16 protein-coding genes are annotated in these 18,389 nt (G+C 40.7%); 11 read left to right on the top strand and 5 right to left on the bottom strand.

Annotation, left to right across the window (positions count from 1 at the left end; all coding sequences use genetic code 11):
• From CLV99_RS19870 to CLV99_RS19860, 3 genes are all read left to right on the top strand, one after another.
• Positions 1-768 carry a DUF4465 domain-containing protein gene (locus CLV99_RS19870; protein ID WP_133586262.1) on the top strand — a complete coding sequence of 256 codons (768 nt, stop codon included), beginning with the start codon at positions 1-3 and terminating at the stop codon, positions 766-768.
• Positions 740-1,927 (top strand): thioredoxin family protein, encoded by a 1,188-nt coding sequence (locus tag CLV99_RS19865; RefSeq protein ID WP_133586261.1) that lies wholly within the window; start codon positions 740-742, stop codon positions 1,925-1,927. Before CLV99_RS19870 ends, CLV99_RS19865 begins: the two co-directional genes overlap by 29 nt.
• Positions 1,928-2,056: 129 nt before the next feature.
• Entirely contained in the window at positions 2,057-2,311 is a 255-nt protein-coding gene (locus CLV99_RS19860; RefSeq protein WP_133586260.1) for a hypothetical protein, read from the top strand.
• Between the two features lie 132 nt (positions 2,312-2,443).
• On the opposite strand, the gene CLV99_RS19855 is transcribed toward CLV99_RS19860, so the two are convergent.
• Both CLV99_RS19855 and CLV99_RS19850 read right to left on the bottom strand, forming a co-directional pair.
• Positions 2,444-2,758 (bottom strand): helix-turn-helix transcriptional regulator, encoded by a 315-nt coding sequence (locus CLV99_RS19855; RefSeq protein ID WP_133586259.1) that lies wholly within the window; start codon positions 2,756-2,758, stop codon positions 2,444-2,446.
• 98 nt (positions 2,759-2,856) lie between these two features.
• Complete coding sequence (locus tag CLV99_RS19850) at positions 2,857-3,795, bottom strand: LytTR family transcriptional regulator DNA-binding domain-containing protein (RefSeq protein ID WP_133586258.1); 939 nt, start codon at positions 3,793-3,795, stop codon at positions 2,857-2,859.
• Positions 3,796-3,999: 204 nt separating this feature from the next.
• On the opposite strand from CLV99_RS19850, the gene CLV99_RS19845 reads away from it, so the two are divergent.
• From CLV99_RS19845 to CLV99_RS19830, 4 genes are all read left to right on the top strand, one after another.
• Positions 4,000-4,383 carry a hypothetical protein gene (locus tag CLV99_RS19845; RefSeq protein ID WP_133586257.1) on the top strand — a complete coding sequence of 128 codons (384 nt, stop codon included), beginning with the start codon at positions 4,000-4,002 and terminating at the stop codon, positions 4,381-4,383.
• A 42-nt stretch (positions 4,384-4,425) separates the two neighbouring features.
• Positions 4,426-5,007: a cyclic nucleotide-binding domain-containing protein gene (locus CLV99_RS19840; protein ID WP_133586256.1), complete on the top strand. Its 582-nt coding sequence runs from the start codon at positions 4,426-4,428 to the stop codon at positions 5,005-5,007.
• A 194-nt stretch (positions 5,008-5,201) separates the two neighbouring features.
• The gene (locus CLV99_RS19835) at positions 5,202-5,444 is read left to right on the top strand and encodes a hypothetical protein (RefSeq protein ID WP_133586255.1); all 243 of its coding nucleotides are present in this window, start codon (positions 5,202-5,204) and stop codon (positions 5,442-5,444) included.
• Positions 5,445-5,568: 124 nt separating this feature from the next.
• A complete protein-coding gene (locus tag CLV99_RS19830) occupies positions 5,569-5,793 on the top strand; it encodes a hypothetical protein (protein ID WP_133586254.1) in 225 nt (74 codons plus the stop codon).
• Positions 5,794-5,839: 46 nt separating this feature from the next.
• On the opposite strand, the gene CLV99_RS19825 is transcribed toward CLV99_RS19830, so the two are convergent.
• The 3 genes from CLV99_RS19825 to CLV99_RS19815 are packed head-to-tail and all read right to left on the bottom strand — an operon-like array spanning position 5,840 to position 11,857.
• A complete protein-coding gene (locus tag CLV99_RS19825; RefSeq protein WP_133586253.1) occupies positions 5,840-7,066 on the bottom strand; it encodes a TlpA family protein disulfide reductase in 1,227 nt (408 codons plus the stop codon).
• Positions 7,067-8,428 carry a RagB/SusD family nutrient uptake outer membrane protein gene (locus CLV99_RS19820; RefSeq protein ID WP_133586252.1) on the bottom strand — a complete coding sequence of 454 codons (1,362 nt, stop codon included), beginning with the start codon at positions 8,426-8,428 and terminating at the stop codon, positions 7,067-7,069.
• A gap of 6 nt (positions 8,429-8,434) precedes the next feature.
• Entirely contained in the window at positions 8,435-11,857 is a 3,423-nt protein-coding gene (locus CLV99_RS19815) for a SusC/RagA family TonB-linked outer membrane protein (protein WP_133586251.1), read from the bottom strand.
• Between the two features lie 774 nt (positions 11,858-12,631).
• On the opposite strand from CLV99_RS19815, the gene CLV99_RS19810 reads away from it, so the two are divergent.
• The 4 genes from CLV99_RS19810 (at position 12,632) to CLV99_RS19795 (ending at position 18,159) form a co-directional block, all read left to right on the top strand.
• Complete coding sequence (locus CLV99_RS19810) at positions 12,632-13,126, top strand: helix-turn-helix domain-containing protein (RefSeq protein WP_133586250.1); 495 nt, start codon at positions 12,632-12,634, stop codon at positions 13,124-13,126.
• 315 nt (positions 13,127-13,441) lie between these two features.
• Positions 13,442-14,365: a hypothetical protein gene (locus CLV99_RS19805; RefSeq protein WP_133586249.1), complete on the top strand. Its 924-nt coding sequence runs from the start codon at positions 13,442-13,444 to the stop codon at positions 14,363-14,365.
• A gap of 1,275 nt (positions 14,366-15,640) precedes the next feature.
• Positions 15,641-16,822, top strand: a complete 1,182-nt coding sequence (locus CLV99_RS19800) for an SAVED domain-containing protein (protein ID WP_394347256.1) — start codon at positions 15,641-15,643, stop codon at positions 16,820-16,822.
• A complete protein-coding gene (locus CLV99_RS19795; protein WP_133586247.1) occupies positions 16,819-18,159 on the top strand; it encodes an SMODS domain-containing nucleotidyltransferase in 1,341 nt (446 codons plus the stop codon). The genes CLV99_RS19800 and CLV99_RS19795 overlap by 4 nt, the downstream gene beginning before the upstream one ends.
• The last annotated feature ends 230 nt before the right edge of the window (positions 18,160-18,389 follow it).

The raw sequence follows: 18,389 nt of genomic DNA, 5'->3' as shown, positions 1-18,389 counted from the left end.
ATGAAGAACTATCAGTTTATATACACCTGTCTCTTGATACTTTTTGTCCTGACAGGTTGCAAAAAAGAAGAAAAAAGCCCGGATGATTATCAAGAGCTTGCGACCGATATCCTATTTGAGAATATTAATGTCGGCCGCTTCCAGCACCTGATCCCCAACGAACCGTTTAAGGTCAAAATAGCCACCTTCAATGTCCAGAAAAACGGCAATGATTGGAGCGGATTTGCCGTATCCAACCGCAACCACCGCCTCTACGTCACCAATGCCGGTGCTGTAGATAGTACCCGGTTCAGCGTATACACCAATATCGTGCATGCCGGAGGCAACTTCCTAGTCGCCAAGACCAACGACAATAATGCCTTCGTTCGTTTTGACCGCCCGGTACAGGTAGACCGTGTGTTGGTAGCCAACACCACCCAGGTATGGCAGACCATCAACTACGGTCAGGGCAATGCCACCCTTGGCTTTACATTTTCTCCGGGCACACGAGCCCTCAATGTCACCGCCAAAGACTATGTCAAGGTCATCGCCACCGGCTATCAAAACGATGTAGAAACCGCGAAAGTAGAGTATCTACTGGCCGACCGTCGCTCCGATGCCCTTCTACGCAACTTTACCATCGTCGACTGGATGCCCATGGAGCTAAGCAGTCTAGGAAAAGTAGACAAAATTTTATTTCAACTCGATTCCTCCGACAAGACCGCAGGCAAAATGAATACCCCGCCCTATTTTTGTTTAGATGGATTCAGATTTTCAGAACAGTTATAATTCCAGCAACATGAAAACGCACAATATAGTAATCCTAGCATTTAGCATTTTTCTAAATCTATTCAGCAGCAGTATCAGCGCCCAAAACCGCAAGGTCAATCTCAAGGAGAATCTCCCTTTTAGCGAGGTCCTCCAAATGGCCAAAGCCGAAAACAAGCTGATATTCCTGGACTTCGGTTCCATCACCTGTAAGCCCTGTCTCTACATCAAACAGAAAGTACTCACGCTGGACAGCGTTGCAGACTATATCAATCCACGTTTCGTTTCCGTAGATTACAATACCGGCGAAGAGAAAAAACGCCTTCAGAATGTATACCATGTCGTGGGCGAGCCCGTACTCTTGATCCTAGACCAAGAAGGCAAGCTGATGCACCGCATGTACGGCAAGATGGAGGGCGACGAACTGATGGCCAGATTCCGTCGTGGGATCGACCCCAAGCGAAACAGTATAGCCATGGATGCCCGATATGAAAGCGGAGACCGCACGACCGACTTCATTCTGGACTATATGGAAGTACTGCACAATGCCGGTGAAGTGCAAAAGATGAATCACGTTTCCAAAGACTTCCTGGCTGGTCCGCTGGAGAACCTCAAAAAACCGGAAGTGTTTCCTATCTTCTTCAAATATGTAGAAGATCCCGCTGGCCGAGAGATGCTATACATGATGGATAATAGAGACGAATTCATCAAACTCTATGGCGAAGGTAAAATCGAGGGCAAGATCAACAAACTTTACGGCATGAGCAGCATCAAGTATCTGTACGGACACAGCAATCCATTGGAAGACAGCACCTACAACAGCCTCTTGGCCTATCTCAGCAAATCCGACCACCCCAAGGCATCCGAATGGTTATGCTACCTCGTACCTGCACAATACAAATTCAAGGACTGGAGCAAGATGGGCGATGAGATCAATGCCATCTACCGTTACAATATCTTAAAGGGTAGATCAGGTAGCATCTTCAAGGACATGATGATCACCCAATACCAGATGTACTGCAGCGATCCCAAGGCCCTGCCCCAAGCGATCCAATGGTGCAAAGATCTACAGGTCGGTGCCGACAAAAAAACAGTAGACCAATACAATAAAACCATCGACGCCATAAAAGAAAAGATTAAAAAAGGTCCAGCCATAGAAGACACACTAGACTGGCAGTAGATAACAGTACAGATGTGTGGGGCCTCAGTACGCCCCACACCGAGTACCTATCCTAGGGAGGTGTCTAAAAAGTAACCAATAATCGTCATTGCGAACCTGAGGAACAGCCTGTCCCGATAATCGGGAACGGTGCGGCAATCTAATTTGCTTAAAATACAGATTGGTTTGCTACGCATCTGCCTTCGGCGGTCGTCATTCTTCCTCGCAAAGACGAGAATTTCGACCTTTTTAGACAGTTTCTCTTTATCCTCCACTATCCATTCTGCATACATCGGCATTGCTCCCCAATGGTATCGCCCCCTACAGGAGATTGGGTCGGCTATCCTTCGACTCGGCTATGGCTACCGTTCGACAGCAGGGCGAAGCCCAGCCGAAGCACAGTAAAACACCTACCGAACAGTAGCCGAATCAGTCCCGAACCAATCCCGAAGCAATCCCGAAGCAGTGTCGAACAACAACCGAATAACTGCCGAACCGCAGTCGAACAGCTGTCGATCAAAAGTCGATCAAACCTGATCAGATCCGTCCCCTCCGTTTGCTCTCCTGTATCATCTCTTCGAGATCTTCCAGATAATAACAGTGACGCTCTCCGATCTTGCGGGGCACCAGTTTGCCTGCATTTACAAAGCGGTAATAAGTCGAACGGCCGATGCGCAGTATACGGAGTACCTGCTCGATGTCCAGCAGCTTCTGGTCGCGCAGCGAAGGCTGTGGCACCACATGCTGCACCAATAAGCAATCGCGTATCTGTAGCATGTAATCGCGCATTTCGCGTGCATAGCTATGTATTTCGACTAGGTGTATAGCGAGATCTTTAGGAAGATGTTCCATGGTTATTCTCTTTTTAAAATGGGTATAAAAAAAGTAACAGCCCTCCCAAGACGGGCGACTGCAATTCAAATAAGCAATGGATTTATATAACCTGTTTTTTATACTTTCTCTTTAGTTCCTTTCCCCCACCACAGCTCAAAAGCCTTTGACGCATCATAACTCAGATGGCTGTCATATTCATAAGGTGGGTCCAATTCAATATTCGTCGTCTTTCTACAACGCGGCCTAGCGCTCTTGACACTAGCGCGAGATACCACGAGATCCCGACGTACCACCATGAAATCATCCGGCGGCAGTAACGCTCCCCACTCTTCTATAGTCTCCTTTACGGCAACAATGGTCCCCAAATGCGTCCGGATCACCCTTTCTTTATTGATACTATATATGTAGCATATATCATCCTTCACAATACCGTAGCCATCCAATACACTTTTCAAGTGTGAAAACCCCTGTAAGCTGATCAAAGACACTGCCTTTCCGATATTTTTCATTGACCGCAGATACATCAAATTTTCAAAATCATCACTATCAAAATACGGGCGCCAACTCCCCTTGCTAGCCTTAAGATTACGAATCACAAAGACCACTATATCTATTCCATAGCACAAAAACTGGATAAAAAATGTCACTATTAGCACCACGTAAAAATCCAGCTTAAAATAATTGGTTTTCCACAAAGCCGTATCGAACTGAAAATAAGCTATCGCTGCAGCCATGGCGACTGCAACAAGAATGGCAGGAATCGCACTATATAATAGCTGTGCAGTAAGACGACGCTGCATGTAGTTCCAAAAAGAAGTCCAGCTCTTTAACCGCTTGTGAACCCAAATCATCGAAGCATATGTAAACAATAAATACACTGCGACAGAAATTACGGCAAGGCTAAGATTGATCCATAAATTGGGATCATCCAGCATCTGCCATGGATACTCGTCTTCGCCGATACAATACATCAATATCCCACCGAGAACAGACGTTAACACCAACATGGTCCACCTATACCAAATACGTTTTTGAATCGTAATCTTCTTTTTCATAAAAATAGGTCGTCAGGTTAAACTCTCAAGATAATATAAAAAACACAGTTTAATAAATTATTATGTAAGAAAATAACATTTAACAAGATATTATTGTCCATCTCGGTAAAAAACCTGTCCATTTCGGTATAAACACCCCTAGTCAACCCCAATTCTTCCTCTTTTTATTTAAGAACTTAGCTCTAAACTTATAAATATTATTTTATGGAAAAATTTGATTTTACAACAGCAGGTGTAGCAGCGGCAAACATGTACTTCTACGCCATGAACACCCCCGAGCTACACGTCGTAGTGCGTGAAGTACAGCTTGACTTGCCCGGATGGGCCAAAAGAACATTCAAATTCAGCGAGTCACAGATCCAGTGGATAGATGCACTAGACGACACCTTCGTCTTTCAATTATCCAATCAGCTCGCGAATACGATGACCTTTAGACTTCCCTTTCGGTTGGATAAAGAAGAGCCCGGTGCTAAATCGGTTGTATTCGGTATCAAACGAGGAGATTCACACAACCCCATAAAGAGCAAGATCTCCAGTGAAGGCGATGTCGCTGCCGAGGGCGAGCTTGTACTCCGTATTAGCTACTAAACACATTGCAATGGATGTAACTGTTTTTTAAAAGAAATGGAAATGCTCCCTTGGTTTCAATTAACGGAGCACCCATTTCTGTCGATAATTGTGATTATGACAGATTTTGACTTCAGACATTTAGACCAGCATATTGGCACCTCTCCCGAACAGCGACAGCAGATATGTACTGTCCTGAAGCAACGCGATGTGCGCAAAGGTCATACCCTGATGCTGGATGAAGACGACCTGGTCTATATAAGCAAAGGCCTACTGGCCAAAATAAACCGTGACAGTGATACCATCGAACATTTCATAGCCGAGTGCGACATCGCCATCTATCCGGCACGCAATAGCTCTTACACCCTACAAGCATTGGAAGACACCAGCATTTACTATATCCAACATGACGATGTCGTCCATATCCTGAGCAAAAGCAACAACCTCAATCTTATCCGCGCCTACCACAAGATGCTACTTTACTGGGCCTATCGACGACTGGCTCGCACCGAACTCTTATTACTGCCTGCCCGAGAGGCAAAACTACTATTCTACGAGCGGCACAAGCACATCGCATTGCGCCTTCAGAGCAAAAGTATCGCCTCTTATCTAAATATGGATCCCAGTTACTTCAGCAAACTATAAATTTTGCAACTTTTAAATAGGAAAATCACAAGTTTTAAATAGGAAAATTACAACTCCAATCCGTCCTATACGCCCGAACTTGGTATCATCAATAAGAAACAAAACAGATGCGCAAAAAGAAGCAGAATTATACAACAAAGCGTCGGTTTATCGGGGATAACTAGATAACTCGTTCACTAGATAACAACAAAAAAATGACAGCAGTAGCGACATATCATCCATCAGGTACAGCACAAGCAGGCAGACACAGCGCCTTGCGGATAGACTCCGCAGCTATAGGCCATCCCTCATGGGGGCAGACCTACCCTATGCGCTATCTAGGTAATGAACAAAGAAGCTATTGCTACCGGCCGCTATTCAAACGAATACGGCGTAGATTTGCGGTATATCCCCGTGGGCATGGGGTCAAGACATATGAAGTCCTCGCTGTGCTGTAAAGAAAGCAAAGCCCCCAGAGGAAACTCCGGAGGCACAGCCAGGCCAAGTATCGTAGCCTTTTCTAGAGAGATACGAAAAGCTTGTAGCCAATATAAACTAAGTTGTCATTCTAAATAATGTACAATGCCTCTATTCAAATTAGATGATCAGACGCAGCCAGCAAACCCTTCCAAGTACTCCTTGGTTACGGGTACGCCTCCGAGCTGTAGTGGAGATCAAGTAATCTGTACGATAGATGCTGCGGACAATGGTAGTGGTAGACCTGAGCTAGATGTAGCTATACTCAGTGAAATGGTTACAGCACTAAATACCAATACCAACCAACCGCACGTCAATCTAAAAGATTAACGTCATTTCTTCATATCTTTAGGCTAGGCCAAGGAAATCCCTTGGCCTATTTGTCATTAAAAACGAGCGCTTCTATCTCACGCTCCTCTTCTACTAATTCCAACCCATTCATATTTAATATTTGCCGCATACTGACAAAGTCTTTCACTGTTACTGAAGGATAAACGGTAATTTTCTTTTCAGGATCCACACCATCCAATATGATCGGAGGAAAAGACTCTTGGAATAGTTCCAGTAGCCCCTTCCATATCAGCACGGACTGAACTACAGCGTTTGGTTCCTCCTTATGCGGCACAACCCGCTCCTGCATGGGTTTTATCACCCAAACCCTCGCTCTATGTGTTGTGTACAGAACCTCTAGTCCTAGGCGATTCCCGATGTCGGTTACAATATTGGACATAAGCGCGAGCTGTTCGATACCAAGAGGCCAAGTGGACTCGTAGCAAAATGAATGCTCCTGCAACCACAGGGAATAAGGCATCGTCGTATCTCTTTCAAAGTCTGTGAGGTCTTTTACATTCAAAACAACTCGTTCTTTCTTCTTCATGAAAGGCATTTCAGGATGTTTTTTACCATACAAAAATGTAAACAATGGTAGCGGATGCACATTGGTAAACTTTGCCCGTATCCTATTTCCTATGGTATCTATCAGGTAGTTTAGCTTTGCACCGTTTTGATAGGAATAGAACTTGGAGTATAACATAGTGTCCTGCTGAGATTCTTCCATTTCATAATCAAAAAAATCATTCTTCCTAGGCCAATCCACCACACTCTGTCCTGACAAGATATGATCCACATTAGCTTCTGTCAGCATATCACCGCTTGTGATTGCCGCGATCCGGCCTTGCCATATCCATACCAGATGAGGTACTCCTCGATGGGGCAAGAGCGCGCTAAGCGTTTTATCCTTGATTATTATCGGAAGTTCATTGCCTCTCATATAATCGTTCTTCTGGTTAAAACCATCTACCTTCTTTTTATCTTCATAGGTAATAGGCAGTATGCGAATACGGTTACCAAATTTTCGTTGTAGTATGTTGTTTTTCGGAAATGCAGCTATACAAGAGCCACAATACGTATTGTAGAAATCCAACACCATTAGTTCTGCAGCAAATTTTTCTAATCTAAGTTTTGCTTTTGGGGAATTAGTTAGTTCTACCCGAATCGCCAAGTCTAGTGAGTCACCTATTACTAGAGGTGCAATCTGGGCTCTTATAATCTGAGTTGAAAATACTGTGGCCGATAGCCACAGTATATAGAGATATCTTTTCATTTATCTAGGGTTTTGAATTATTGAAGGGGTCTGCTTGACCACTGCCATCGGTATGGGAAAAGCAAACCTCAGGTCATTAGGTGGCAAATAGATTGCCTCATTACCAAGCTTGCGTGTTAACGTAATTTTGGGTTCTCGCAAAAGGTTCTGTCTTTTGATATCCGACCACCTCAGGTTTCGCATAATCAGCGATTTCTTTCGCTCCGTCCATATGATATCGAGCGCCTGCGGCTTATCGTTTGCCGACATGGGCATAAATTTCGAGGTTACCCATCGGGTCTTAAGCAATCTATTCAGCACCTCCATTGCTTCACTTACTTTATTTCGATGTGCGAGCGATTCGGCTAGAATAAGGTAAACTTCGTCCACAGCTATCCCTGCAAAAGATGAGTAGTTTATCTGCCCGTCATACTTACCTTTAAAAGCATAAGATTGATTCCCGTTGGATTTGAAAAAAGCTTTTTGGCGTAAATCATCATTTGCATAAGAGTCAAATAGAAAAGAGTCAATCTTTGATATCGCTGGATTTAAAACAGAAGAAGTCAATGTAACTCCATAGAAAAGCATCTCTTTATTAAAATTAGCAAAGGGTGCTGCCGCATTCATATTCAACCCATTAAAATCGATTAGCTCACTGTACAGCCCCAAGGATGATTCTGCTGCTTTCTCTGCTTCGGGGAAATCCTGAACAATAAGCGCTACTCTTGCTATCGCTGCATATGCTGCTGCTTTACTCGGTCTCGTTTTGACCACTAAAGAAGAAGGCAAAAGTTCGGCGGCTTGTTCTAAATCAGCAAGGATACGGGCGTAGGTGGTCTTTAAGGAGCTGCGGGTCGAAATTTCATCCACATTAGCGGTATTTCTTAGGACAAGTCCCATTGTACTTTCGGCGGTAGTACTCTCGTAGGGCAAAGCAAATACATCAGCCAACTGCGCATAAGCGTAAGCCCTGAAAAATAACGCCGATCCTAATATGCGGTCATATCTATTTACATCCTCCCCTCTATCTATTTTTTTCAGAACTTCTAAAACCAGATTGGCCATAGCTACCACTTTATAGCCTCCTTGCCAACTATTGACGGGCAGATCCAACTTCGGATCCCAAACATAAGCACCACGATCATGATTCACGGTCAATGCCTTATAATCCACCTCCGTGAGATAATACAAGTCGGATGCAGCTTCGCCAAACACAGGGTAAGCCGCATTCATCGTAAAGTAATCGTCCAATATAGCGTCACAGTCTTCCAAAGACTGCGGAACGACCATCTTTTGATCAGGTTTCATTTCAAGATAGTGCGTGCAGGCCCCTAGGGTATTCAATATTATACCCACTAAGACCATTTTTAAAATTGCTTTCATAACCTATTATAAAGTAAAGTTTAAACCAAATGAGATAGATAGCGGAGCAGGGATTGCATCCCGATATTCTGGATCCAACGGATAGCTACTCGCTTTCCATAGTATCCAGTTTAGATTTTTGGCAAATCCATATACCCTAATATTTTTTAAGGACTTAAAATCCCCTAGATCATAAGCGAGCTGCATATCCTGTATTCTGATATTGTCTCCTTTCTCTACCAATGCATCCGCTCCCATCATAAATTCAGACCGATAGGTATCTATAGGGTATTGTAATGAAGGTACGATGGTGTGTAGCTCATCACCAGGCTTTTGCCATCTCAGATTATAATCGGGATGTCCCTGTCTAAACTCAGCAGCATTCCGTTCATTAAACGTAGGTCTGATGTAGCGAAACTTAAGCCTTGCCTGTAGATTAACGTTAATACTAACCCCTTTATAGCTAAACTCGTTACCCAATGAAGCATAATAAACAGGAATCCCCGGACCAACCGAGCGAAGCTGTTCGAAAGGTCCATAGAGTATAGCATTATAGTCTTTTGAGACTTCACCATCGAGATAGCCCAAAGGGTCCCCATTCTGGTTGTCGAGCCCTGCAAATGGAAATGCGAATACGGTGCCGACATCGTATCCTTCCCGCAAAACAGCATTTGCGCCTGCACTGGGCATTACGTAATTGGTGGCCGAGGGCCATTTATAATTATACGATTTTACAAATGTCCGGTTTCGGTTAAACAGCAACTTGCTATTCCAACGGAATGCTGCGGAATAGAAGTTTAGCGAATTCACCTCAAGTTCAAAACCCTTTGCCTGTAATTCACCACCATTGGTGACCATTGTCAAGAAACCCGAGGTAGGATCTACCGGATTGGAACTAATCAATTCGCGCGAATTACGCTGATACCATTCGACCGACCCTGATAACCGTCGTTGGAAAAAAGAATAATCCAATCCGACATTTATCGTACGGATTTTTTCCCACGAGAGCGAAGGGTTTCCTAAGGATGTGATGTTAGCATAAGCTAAATTCGTCAATGGTGCCGATCCTCTGTAATAAATAATCGGCACAGCCGAATATGTTGGATTGGCTCTTCCTGCATAACCAAAGGACGCTCTAAATTTCAAAATATCATCAGGACTGCTCTTTATAAAATCCTCCTTTAATATGTGCCAACCTGCACCTACAGACCATAAGGGCTCCCATTTCTGGTTGGCCGAGACGCCGAATAGATTAGAAGCATCCTTACGGAAACTAGCCGATAGCAGATATTTGTCGCTATAAGTATAGTTCAGATTACCAAAGATAGAGACATAGCGGTTTGTCTGATTTTCAAACAGCGTAGCATCAGGTATTTTTGCCCCACCAGTCTTCCTATTGTTTACTGGATATAGCCCTGCGAGATCTACCGCTACATGGGTTAGCTTATCAGGATCATATCCATAATATAGCGAAGATGTCCTACTGAAATTCTTATCCCTGATCTCTGACGCCAAAAGTCCCTCCAGGCGATGATGCACATCACTAAAAGCGGAAGAATAGTTAAGCTGTACCCTTCCTGTCTGACTGCTAGTCTGATCATACAGGTTATTCAATCGATCGCCCAATGGAATAGGCCGCTTAAGCACCGACTCATCGTTCCATTGCGAATAATAGTTGATCAGGTGTCTCATCGCATACGAGCCCATACCATCCCAGTTTGACAACGTATTCTGTATATGTTGATAGCCATACATCCCTTGTGCACTGAAACCGAAGGGCAGCTTATATTGCACCGTTAGGTTTATGCTCAGGTCTTTCGGATTACTGGTATTGCTATTATGCGCTATCTCTTTTATAGGATTGTATGTCCAATCCAGTAGATTCCCCTTTCCTACCGTATCTCTATACAGCGCACGCAGGGTCACGTTATCTACTGTGATGGGCCTACCAGAATCATCCACGAGTCGCAAATAGGGCCACCGTGGTGTTTGAACCCCAGAACTATTACCCGAATACGATAGTTGCTGATTTACGCTATTATCCCTTGATGTGACCTGTGCATAAGTCACATTTGCCGAGACCTCCATTTTTTCCAAAGGTCTAGCTTGCAAGGATGAGCTGAAGGTAAGGCGGTCATTCTTTGAGGTGATTAGCTGATTCTTATTATGATCATATCCGCCCGTAAGATTAAAGCGAACGCTATTATTCCCCCCAGACAGCCCCAACGCGTACTGCTGAAATACCGAATTACGGTATATGTACCTATAATAGTCGTCCCGTACATCGTACCCTTTGTATACTTCAATCTGTGCTTCGGCTTCAACGGAGGTCAATAGCTTTTTGTCCACCGCGTCCAATAGCTCTACAACAGGAGATACCGAAGGATAGGTGGTCTTATTACTTAACTTACTCTTGAAATACCCCTTATCATACAAAAAACGTTCATATTCGATAAAGTCAGTACTATTCATAAATGGTCTGCTATAAAGGTCGGGTCTGTCCTTTATAGTCAGGTTGCTATTAAAGGATAGCTTAAATGGAGAATTATAAGCCCCTTTCTTACTCGTCAATACGATCACTCCACCTCCACCTGCTACGCCCCAGATCGAGGTCGCGACGGCATCCTTCAATACCGTGACCGATTCTATATCATTGGGATTGATGTTACGTAAATCGCCTTCATATATTACATTGTCCAAGACGACCGTACGCGATGCCGATCCAGAAATCATTGTCCTGCCCCGGATATCAAAATCAAACTGCGGAATACTATGGTATTCGTTTAGATCAGAGAACTCGTAGCTCTTATCCATCCGCAAGCTATTCGACATATTCTCCAATCGGTCTATAATAGTTGGTCCAACCCGCTTGCTAAGCTGTTTGTTATCGATAAACTCAAAGCTCCCCGTAGCTCTTTCTTTGGGTATCTTCTGGTATCCTGTAGATACCACTTCCACTTCTTCGATCTGTTTTTCATTGGCCTGTAGGGCGATATTTAATGTAGTAGACGTAATCTCATAGGCAACCCGTTGCTCCTTGTATCCGATGTGTTTTATAGTTAGTACTCCTGTAGGCTTATCTACACTGATGGTAAATCTTCCCTGCTTATCCGTGCGCGTATGCCTCTTATCTACAGAGACCGAAGCCCCTTCTATCGGCTTCCCATCTTGAACAGATGAAACCACACCTCTCAGTATGTTTTGAGTTAGGCCTTTGGCCTCCTGCCCGAAGGCAGGAGAAACCAAAAGGCAACTAAACAACACACAGAATATTGTTATAAGACTACTTACATTTAGTCCAACTCTATCGTCACTGCGCCACATTTCGTCATTGCACCCCGTTTCGTCTTTGCGAGGAGCTTCGCGACGAAGCAATCTATTTTGGTTTACGGAGCAGACATCGCTCTGCCCAAAGGGCAGTTCTCTCCCACCCCTAAAAAATTGTCTCATTTTTCAAGATTTTAAACTGTTCTTTAATCGACTTGAAGAGCTCGCTACGCGAAGTTTTCAAGTAAATTTTAGCAACCTAAATGACACGCCAGTATCGTTACTGGTCACTCACCACTAGTCACTGGTTCTAATAAAAAATTAACTGAGTGAAATCGAGTAGATACCTTTGCTTTTTACAATTGGGCTTTGTCGGTTTATAACTGGCAAATACTTCGATTTGAGTCATCAACAATGACTTCTACTCCTTGAGTATTAAGGGGGCACTCTAACTATTGATTTGTATTCCTTTTTGCGAGAATTACAAAATCTTGAAAAAAGAAAAGCACCAGCTACATCGCATTTCTGTGATGTAACTAAGTGCTTAATTCTTTTAATTGATTCTCTCATAGTTCATATATTTCAACGAACTACAGAAAGCGCCAATCAAAAGTGGGAGGTCACTTGCTGTCACCGCAAGGAAGGCTCTGGCGAAGAGCCCCTGAATATTGTCTAGGCCCAATATTTCATGCAACACGGCGCGTTAAGCAAGCGCCATCCCTATCCTAGAAATTCTTCCAAAGATAAGGAATCGACGCGTCACTCACACTCGTATTGCTTATAATAAGTTAAATCGCCAGATTTCCTTACGAGGTTCGTTTATTGTCTATTTATCTATCGTCTATTTTTTTCTTGCTTTTTCTATTTTAAATCATTTTGTAAACAAAGATATATATTATTTTTAAATAAACAATTATTTAGTCAATTACAAATGATTGCATTTTGTGTATTTGCCGTATGGAATCATCATTTGGCAAGAACCTTAGAGCTACACGAAAATACTTAAACCTTTCAATTAAAAGGTTTTCTGAACTAACTGGAGTATCTCCAGCAACTATAGTAAACGTTGAGCAAAGTCACACAGGCTTAAAAATTGAGACTATGGAACGTCTCATCAGTTTTACAAATCTTAGCATTGAAAAAGTAAGTTCTCCAAAGTTTAAAATACCATCTGACTTTCAATTTCAGCTTTTCCAAATACATAAAAACGATTTCCAAAAGAGGGAATACTTTATGAAAAGGCCTAAAATACAAGATGCTATTAACAATAAGCTAATAAATAGCGATTTTTTCCAATCTAGCAGAGAGATTAATGAAATAGTTGCCTATTTTGCTGATATGGGTTGGAAAATATTAGGTACATCTTTGCAGAATGAACTGAAAAAGCACCCAGATGTTCAAGTTGATCCTCACCCGACAAAAGGGAATACGAATGTTTATAGGAAGAAGTAATCCTCGGCTAGTCCTGCTTTTCAAGCTATGCTATGAATTCCAAATTATGAACAAAACAACTCCTCCTCTAAAGATTCCCTTACGAACTGCTCATTCATCGAAAGCAAAGAAGATAGGAAATATAGGAAAGCGAACAAGCTTTCAATAATTAAGCTTAAACGTGGAAGTAAAAAAGAGGATGACTAACTAAAATTTAATATATCTAACGAGAAGGGGCTTTTTGGAATTTGGCTAAATAATAAGCCACTTTCTACAACAGCTCCTTCAAAATATTCTTCTATTTTTTTATCTTAGCAAGAACCAAGCTTTTTAAATATGGAATTATTATGGTGTCAGTTCTTCATTGACGCTTACAACAAAGGCATTTACGAGTTTTCAAAAGATTTCCTCATGCCAGGAACAGTACTCTTTTTGACTGTTTATTTTTCAATCTACTTATCAAAAGAAGAATTTAGGCGTCAAGCTGAGAAAGAAAAAATTAAAGATGATGAAGAAAAAGAATCTATTTTAAAGATTCTAGAGATGACAAATCCTAAGTTGATAGAAAATATTGAAGAGCAATTAGACAATCTTAATGAATCAAAATCCGACTTTTCGATAGATTCATTTAATAATATCACTTTTTTCAAAGCAAACACATTAATCTTCGAATCTATTTCATCATTTGGATACCATAAATTATACACAATTATCTCAGAAAAATGTGTTACTAATGACGAAAGTTTTTACAAATATTGGAGCGTAATTAGCAATACTCCTCGTCATCAGAAGCATATTGAAGAATATTTCACATATATTAACGAAACATACAATAGAATAAATAAGGATTTAAATGCTCTAAATCACAGAATTGCTATTTCTTGTAGCGAAATAGTCCACTCAGTCTTTGAACCGTATGAAACTTACGAAGTAAAAAAGTCAGATTTTGAAACAAATCCCTCTGTAAAATTAGCAATTCAAGTAAAGGAAGTTTTAGATGCTTTTAAAATATCTGGAGCTAGCAGGTTAAGAAAAATACACAGTTTTCTAAACAGCCTAGATCAACTAAAAAACGACCCTGTTTCAAGTAAAGTTTTAACTGCACCTTTTGCGCAACATGTCAGTGATGCGCTTGGAATTGTATCCGGAATAGAACAGTTATTTAATGTCGCGAATTCGAGTATAGATAATTACATTGATGTATTTACTAAATCAAAAAAGAATCTTGAAGAAATGACTTTTACGACTAAGGCGAAGTAAGAGATCTTATTAACCTATCATTTGTAAATCATTAAAGTGCTTCAATCGCAAAACTTTTATAAAACACCCTCATAAGTCGATAATACCTCTTTCCAAAGAGGTGCAATTATACAGCCCTAGAGAACATACAGAAAAACGATATAGCCATTTAATTCAAGCTTTGTTAATGAAGACTAATATTAAAGAAATAGTAAATTTCTTAAAAGAACACATACTCATAGTATCTCTATCACTATATGCAATCAGTCTCACGAATTACTACCTCTACTTTTGGAGTTTCGGTATAAGCATATTTAGCTATGTGACGATAAATGATCTGGTCTTTTCAATAACTAAACATGTATTGGATATATTTGCGATAGTATTAATAATTGAAATATTACTCTTCATTACGTACACCTTTTACTATCGACTATTTTGTGAGCTACTTACACTCTATAGAAGAGGAAAACTACGACTTTATATAACTTCTACGAAGGCTAATAAAGAACGAATACTAAGAGTATTTGAAAAAGGATTTAGTCCGACTTATACAAAATATAGATTAACACTACTAATCATACAGCTGTTTTTATTGACAACGCTCCCTGCGCTCTCCATTACAGTTCCTGCTTATTTCATCAGCTTTACATATACTTTAAGTCGTTTCAACGATGATGATGAACCTAGGCTACGACAACTTTTCTATTATTTCATTTGTCTTATTCTACTAATATCATTGTTCGGAAAAAGCCTAATAGACTCCCCTAGGCTGGCGCTTCAATGCTTGAAGTGCCTCATAAGTCAATAATACCTCTTTCCAAAGAGGCGCAGCGATACAGTCCTAAAGAACATACGGATAAACGATATAGCCCCTGCGGACTGCTAGGACTATGTCTAACCAATTATAATCCCACTGGCGAGGATCCGTATTATGAATACCTAATGATAAGCTTTATACAACTGTAATACAACAGGATACAAAAAAGTATTATAAACAACAGCTAATCTTAGCATTGACCGAATCAGCTCCTGTCCTAATTAGTCATTGTAAGAATACAGTTTCCCATATTGAGCTTAATTACCAATTTGCACCTTTACAATAAAACCAATTTAAACTTGTAAAGCAATATTGTTTTATTATCTTTCAATAGTGGATTAGTCATCGAAATAAGCAACAAATACACAAAAATGTAAATCGATGGTGTATAAATCTCATATTCATAAAATACACTTACGTTAATAAATTAGCTTTCGCAATTAATTATTATTTGCTCATGACTAAGAAAAAAAAATATAAAAATAGAAGTTGGTGACCATATTGTTGAAACTAGACCATCTGTAAAAGAGCCGGATAAACTAAAACTATGGGTTCGTTCTGGTGGACGTTGCGTTATCTGTAATAAATATTTGCTTGATCTGAATTATGATATCTCTATAGGAGAAATGGCACATATTGTCGGATGGAGCAAGGCAAAAAAATCACCGAGAGGAGATGCCCCACTAGCATTAAATCAGAGAAACACTGTTGACAACCTGATCCTACTATGTGCAGATGATCATAAAATTGTAGATACCAAGTCTCTACTGGAAGAGTTTACCTTGAATCGTCTTATGCAACACAAATTAGATCATGAAAGCAGGATACACCACCTGACAGAACTTCAGGTAGATTCAGAAAGCATAGTTTTAAGAATGCTAGGGGGAATCAGGGGGGTATCCGTTGAAGTATCAAAGGAGCACGCGAGAAACGTCATATTCAATAGCGAGAAAAAGTTCGCCAAGTTTATGGACAGTTTTGATAAGCATGGAATTGAAATTAACTTAAACACCCTCCCGGACCCGGAAGAAAGTTGGGAAGCTTACTGGTCTATAGGAATGAACATAATCAACAAAAGTTTGCGTCCTCTTATAGAAGGAGTAGAAAAAGGGGCATTTAGACATCTTTCTATCTTCGCGATGACCCGTATTCCATTATTAGTTTATTTGGGCTATAAACTGGGCGATAAAATCCCTTCGTCGCTTTATCAGAAACACCGAGGTGAGCAAGAAACCTGGATGTGGTCTGAACAGGTGAAAGCCGAAACATTTGAAATTATTAGATTAAAAGAGGTTGATTCAGCAAATGTTGCATTAATATTGTCCCTAAGCGGTAACATTAATCCCGATAATCTTCCTCCTGATGTATTCGCAAATTCTAACCTATATGAGATAAGGCCGGTAGGAACAACTCCGAACCGCGATATTTTAAGGAACAAAACTTCTTACGAAAACTTCAACAAAACCTACCATGAATTTTTAAGTCAAATAGAAATTACGCATAAAACCTGTAATGAAATCCATTTATTTCCCTCAGTTCCGATTACTGCTGCTATAGCGTGTGGTCGTGGATTAATGCGCGATGCACAACCTGCCATTATAATTTACGACCGTACTGGAACTTCTTACAAACAAACTTTAACCATCAATTCAAAATGAAATTAACCAGCTACTTCAAACGTTTTTTAGAAAATGAGGTCAATCTTAATCCTTCAAGAATTACAACTTTGGACGAGAGAACCGAGACAATCACGAACCTTTTAAGTGATAGTGAAAATTTTAAAGATATTTTCATTGATGTCGTACCTCAAGGCTCTTACGCTCACAAAACCATCATCAAGCCAGTAAAAACTACACAGGAATTTGATGCAGATATCTTGCTATATCTTGAAGAAAACGCGGAGTGGGAACCCAAAGATTATGTCCAGGAATTATATCATTTTTTTAGGGGCAACAATACGTATAAGGATAAAGTAAGTAGGAAAACCCGATGTGTAACCATTCAATACGCGAATGATTTCCACATTGATGTAGTGCCCTTTTTAGAACGTCATGGTGAAAAATATGTAACTAATCGCCACGAGAATAATTTTGAGCTGACAAATCCTGAAAAATATACAGAATGGCTAGATGAACGAAACAGAATAACTAAGCACCACTTTGTAAAAGTAATACGTCTATTGAAATACATTCGTGACTATAAACAAACATTTGCAATCAAGTCAATAGTTTTAAATACCCTATTAGGTGAACAGGTTAACGACGCTGCCTTACTAGAGGATGAAAATTGCTACAGTGATGTACCAACTACACTATACACTGTTATGAAAAAACTAAAATCATATGTCAAGGATCACCAATACATGCCTACTATTGCTGACCCTGGAGAAACTGGAGAGAATTTCGGAGATCGCTGGAACCAAGACGGCTGGGCGGTATTCAGAACAAAAATGATATACTACGGTGACAAAATTATTGAAGCCTACGAGGAGACGGATAAGGATAGGAGCTTAAGTAAATGGCAGGAAGTATTTGGCGAGTGTTTTAAAAAGCCCGAAAACAAGTCTGAACAAAATTCTACTGAATCTAATCGAAATCTGATTTCTTACAATAATACAGAACAGCAAATATCTGACTTAGGTTTCCCGTTAAGATTGAATCCTATCTACAAAGTCAGAGTAACAGCTAGAGTAAATAAAAAAATAGGACACAGAAATTATGACTTGCATACTCAGGGCAATAAAGTTGGTCGTGGTAGGCAGATTACCTTCACTGTCACAAACGTTAACATTCCCCAACCATTTACTGTTTACTGGAAAACATTAAATAGGGGGCAATACGCTATCGAGTCAAATTGTGTCAGAGGCCAGATTAGTGCAGGAGGAATGACGCATCAAGAACCAACGAGCTTCAAAGGGAACCATTTTGTTGAATGTTATATAGTTAAGGATGGCATCTGTGTTGCAAAGGATAGACAGTCAGTTATTATTATCTAATAATCCCCCAAAATAGTCCTGCTTTGTTAGCGGGACTAGAACAAATAAGGTAACAATGTTATGAATTATTTACCCATTACTGAGAAGCCTACATAAACAATCGCATTGCACTTGAATACGAACTTATGTTGGTTTAAGTGTAATAGCCACTACTTGATCTGACAGTTGGTTGTTTTTAAAAATTGTCAGATTGCCTATTCGAATATAGTAATGTTTCTGCAAAATCTATA

It is taken from the genome of Sphingobacterium yanglingense, assembly GCF_004363245.1.
Classification (GTDB): Bacteria; Bacteroidota; Bacteroidia; order Sphingobacteriales; family Sphingobacteriaceae; genus Sphingobacterium; species Sphingobacterium yanglingense.
Note: the sequence above shows the minus strand (reverse complement) of the source record. Positions and strands in the feature narration are given on the sequence as shown.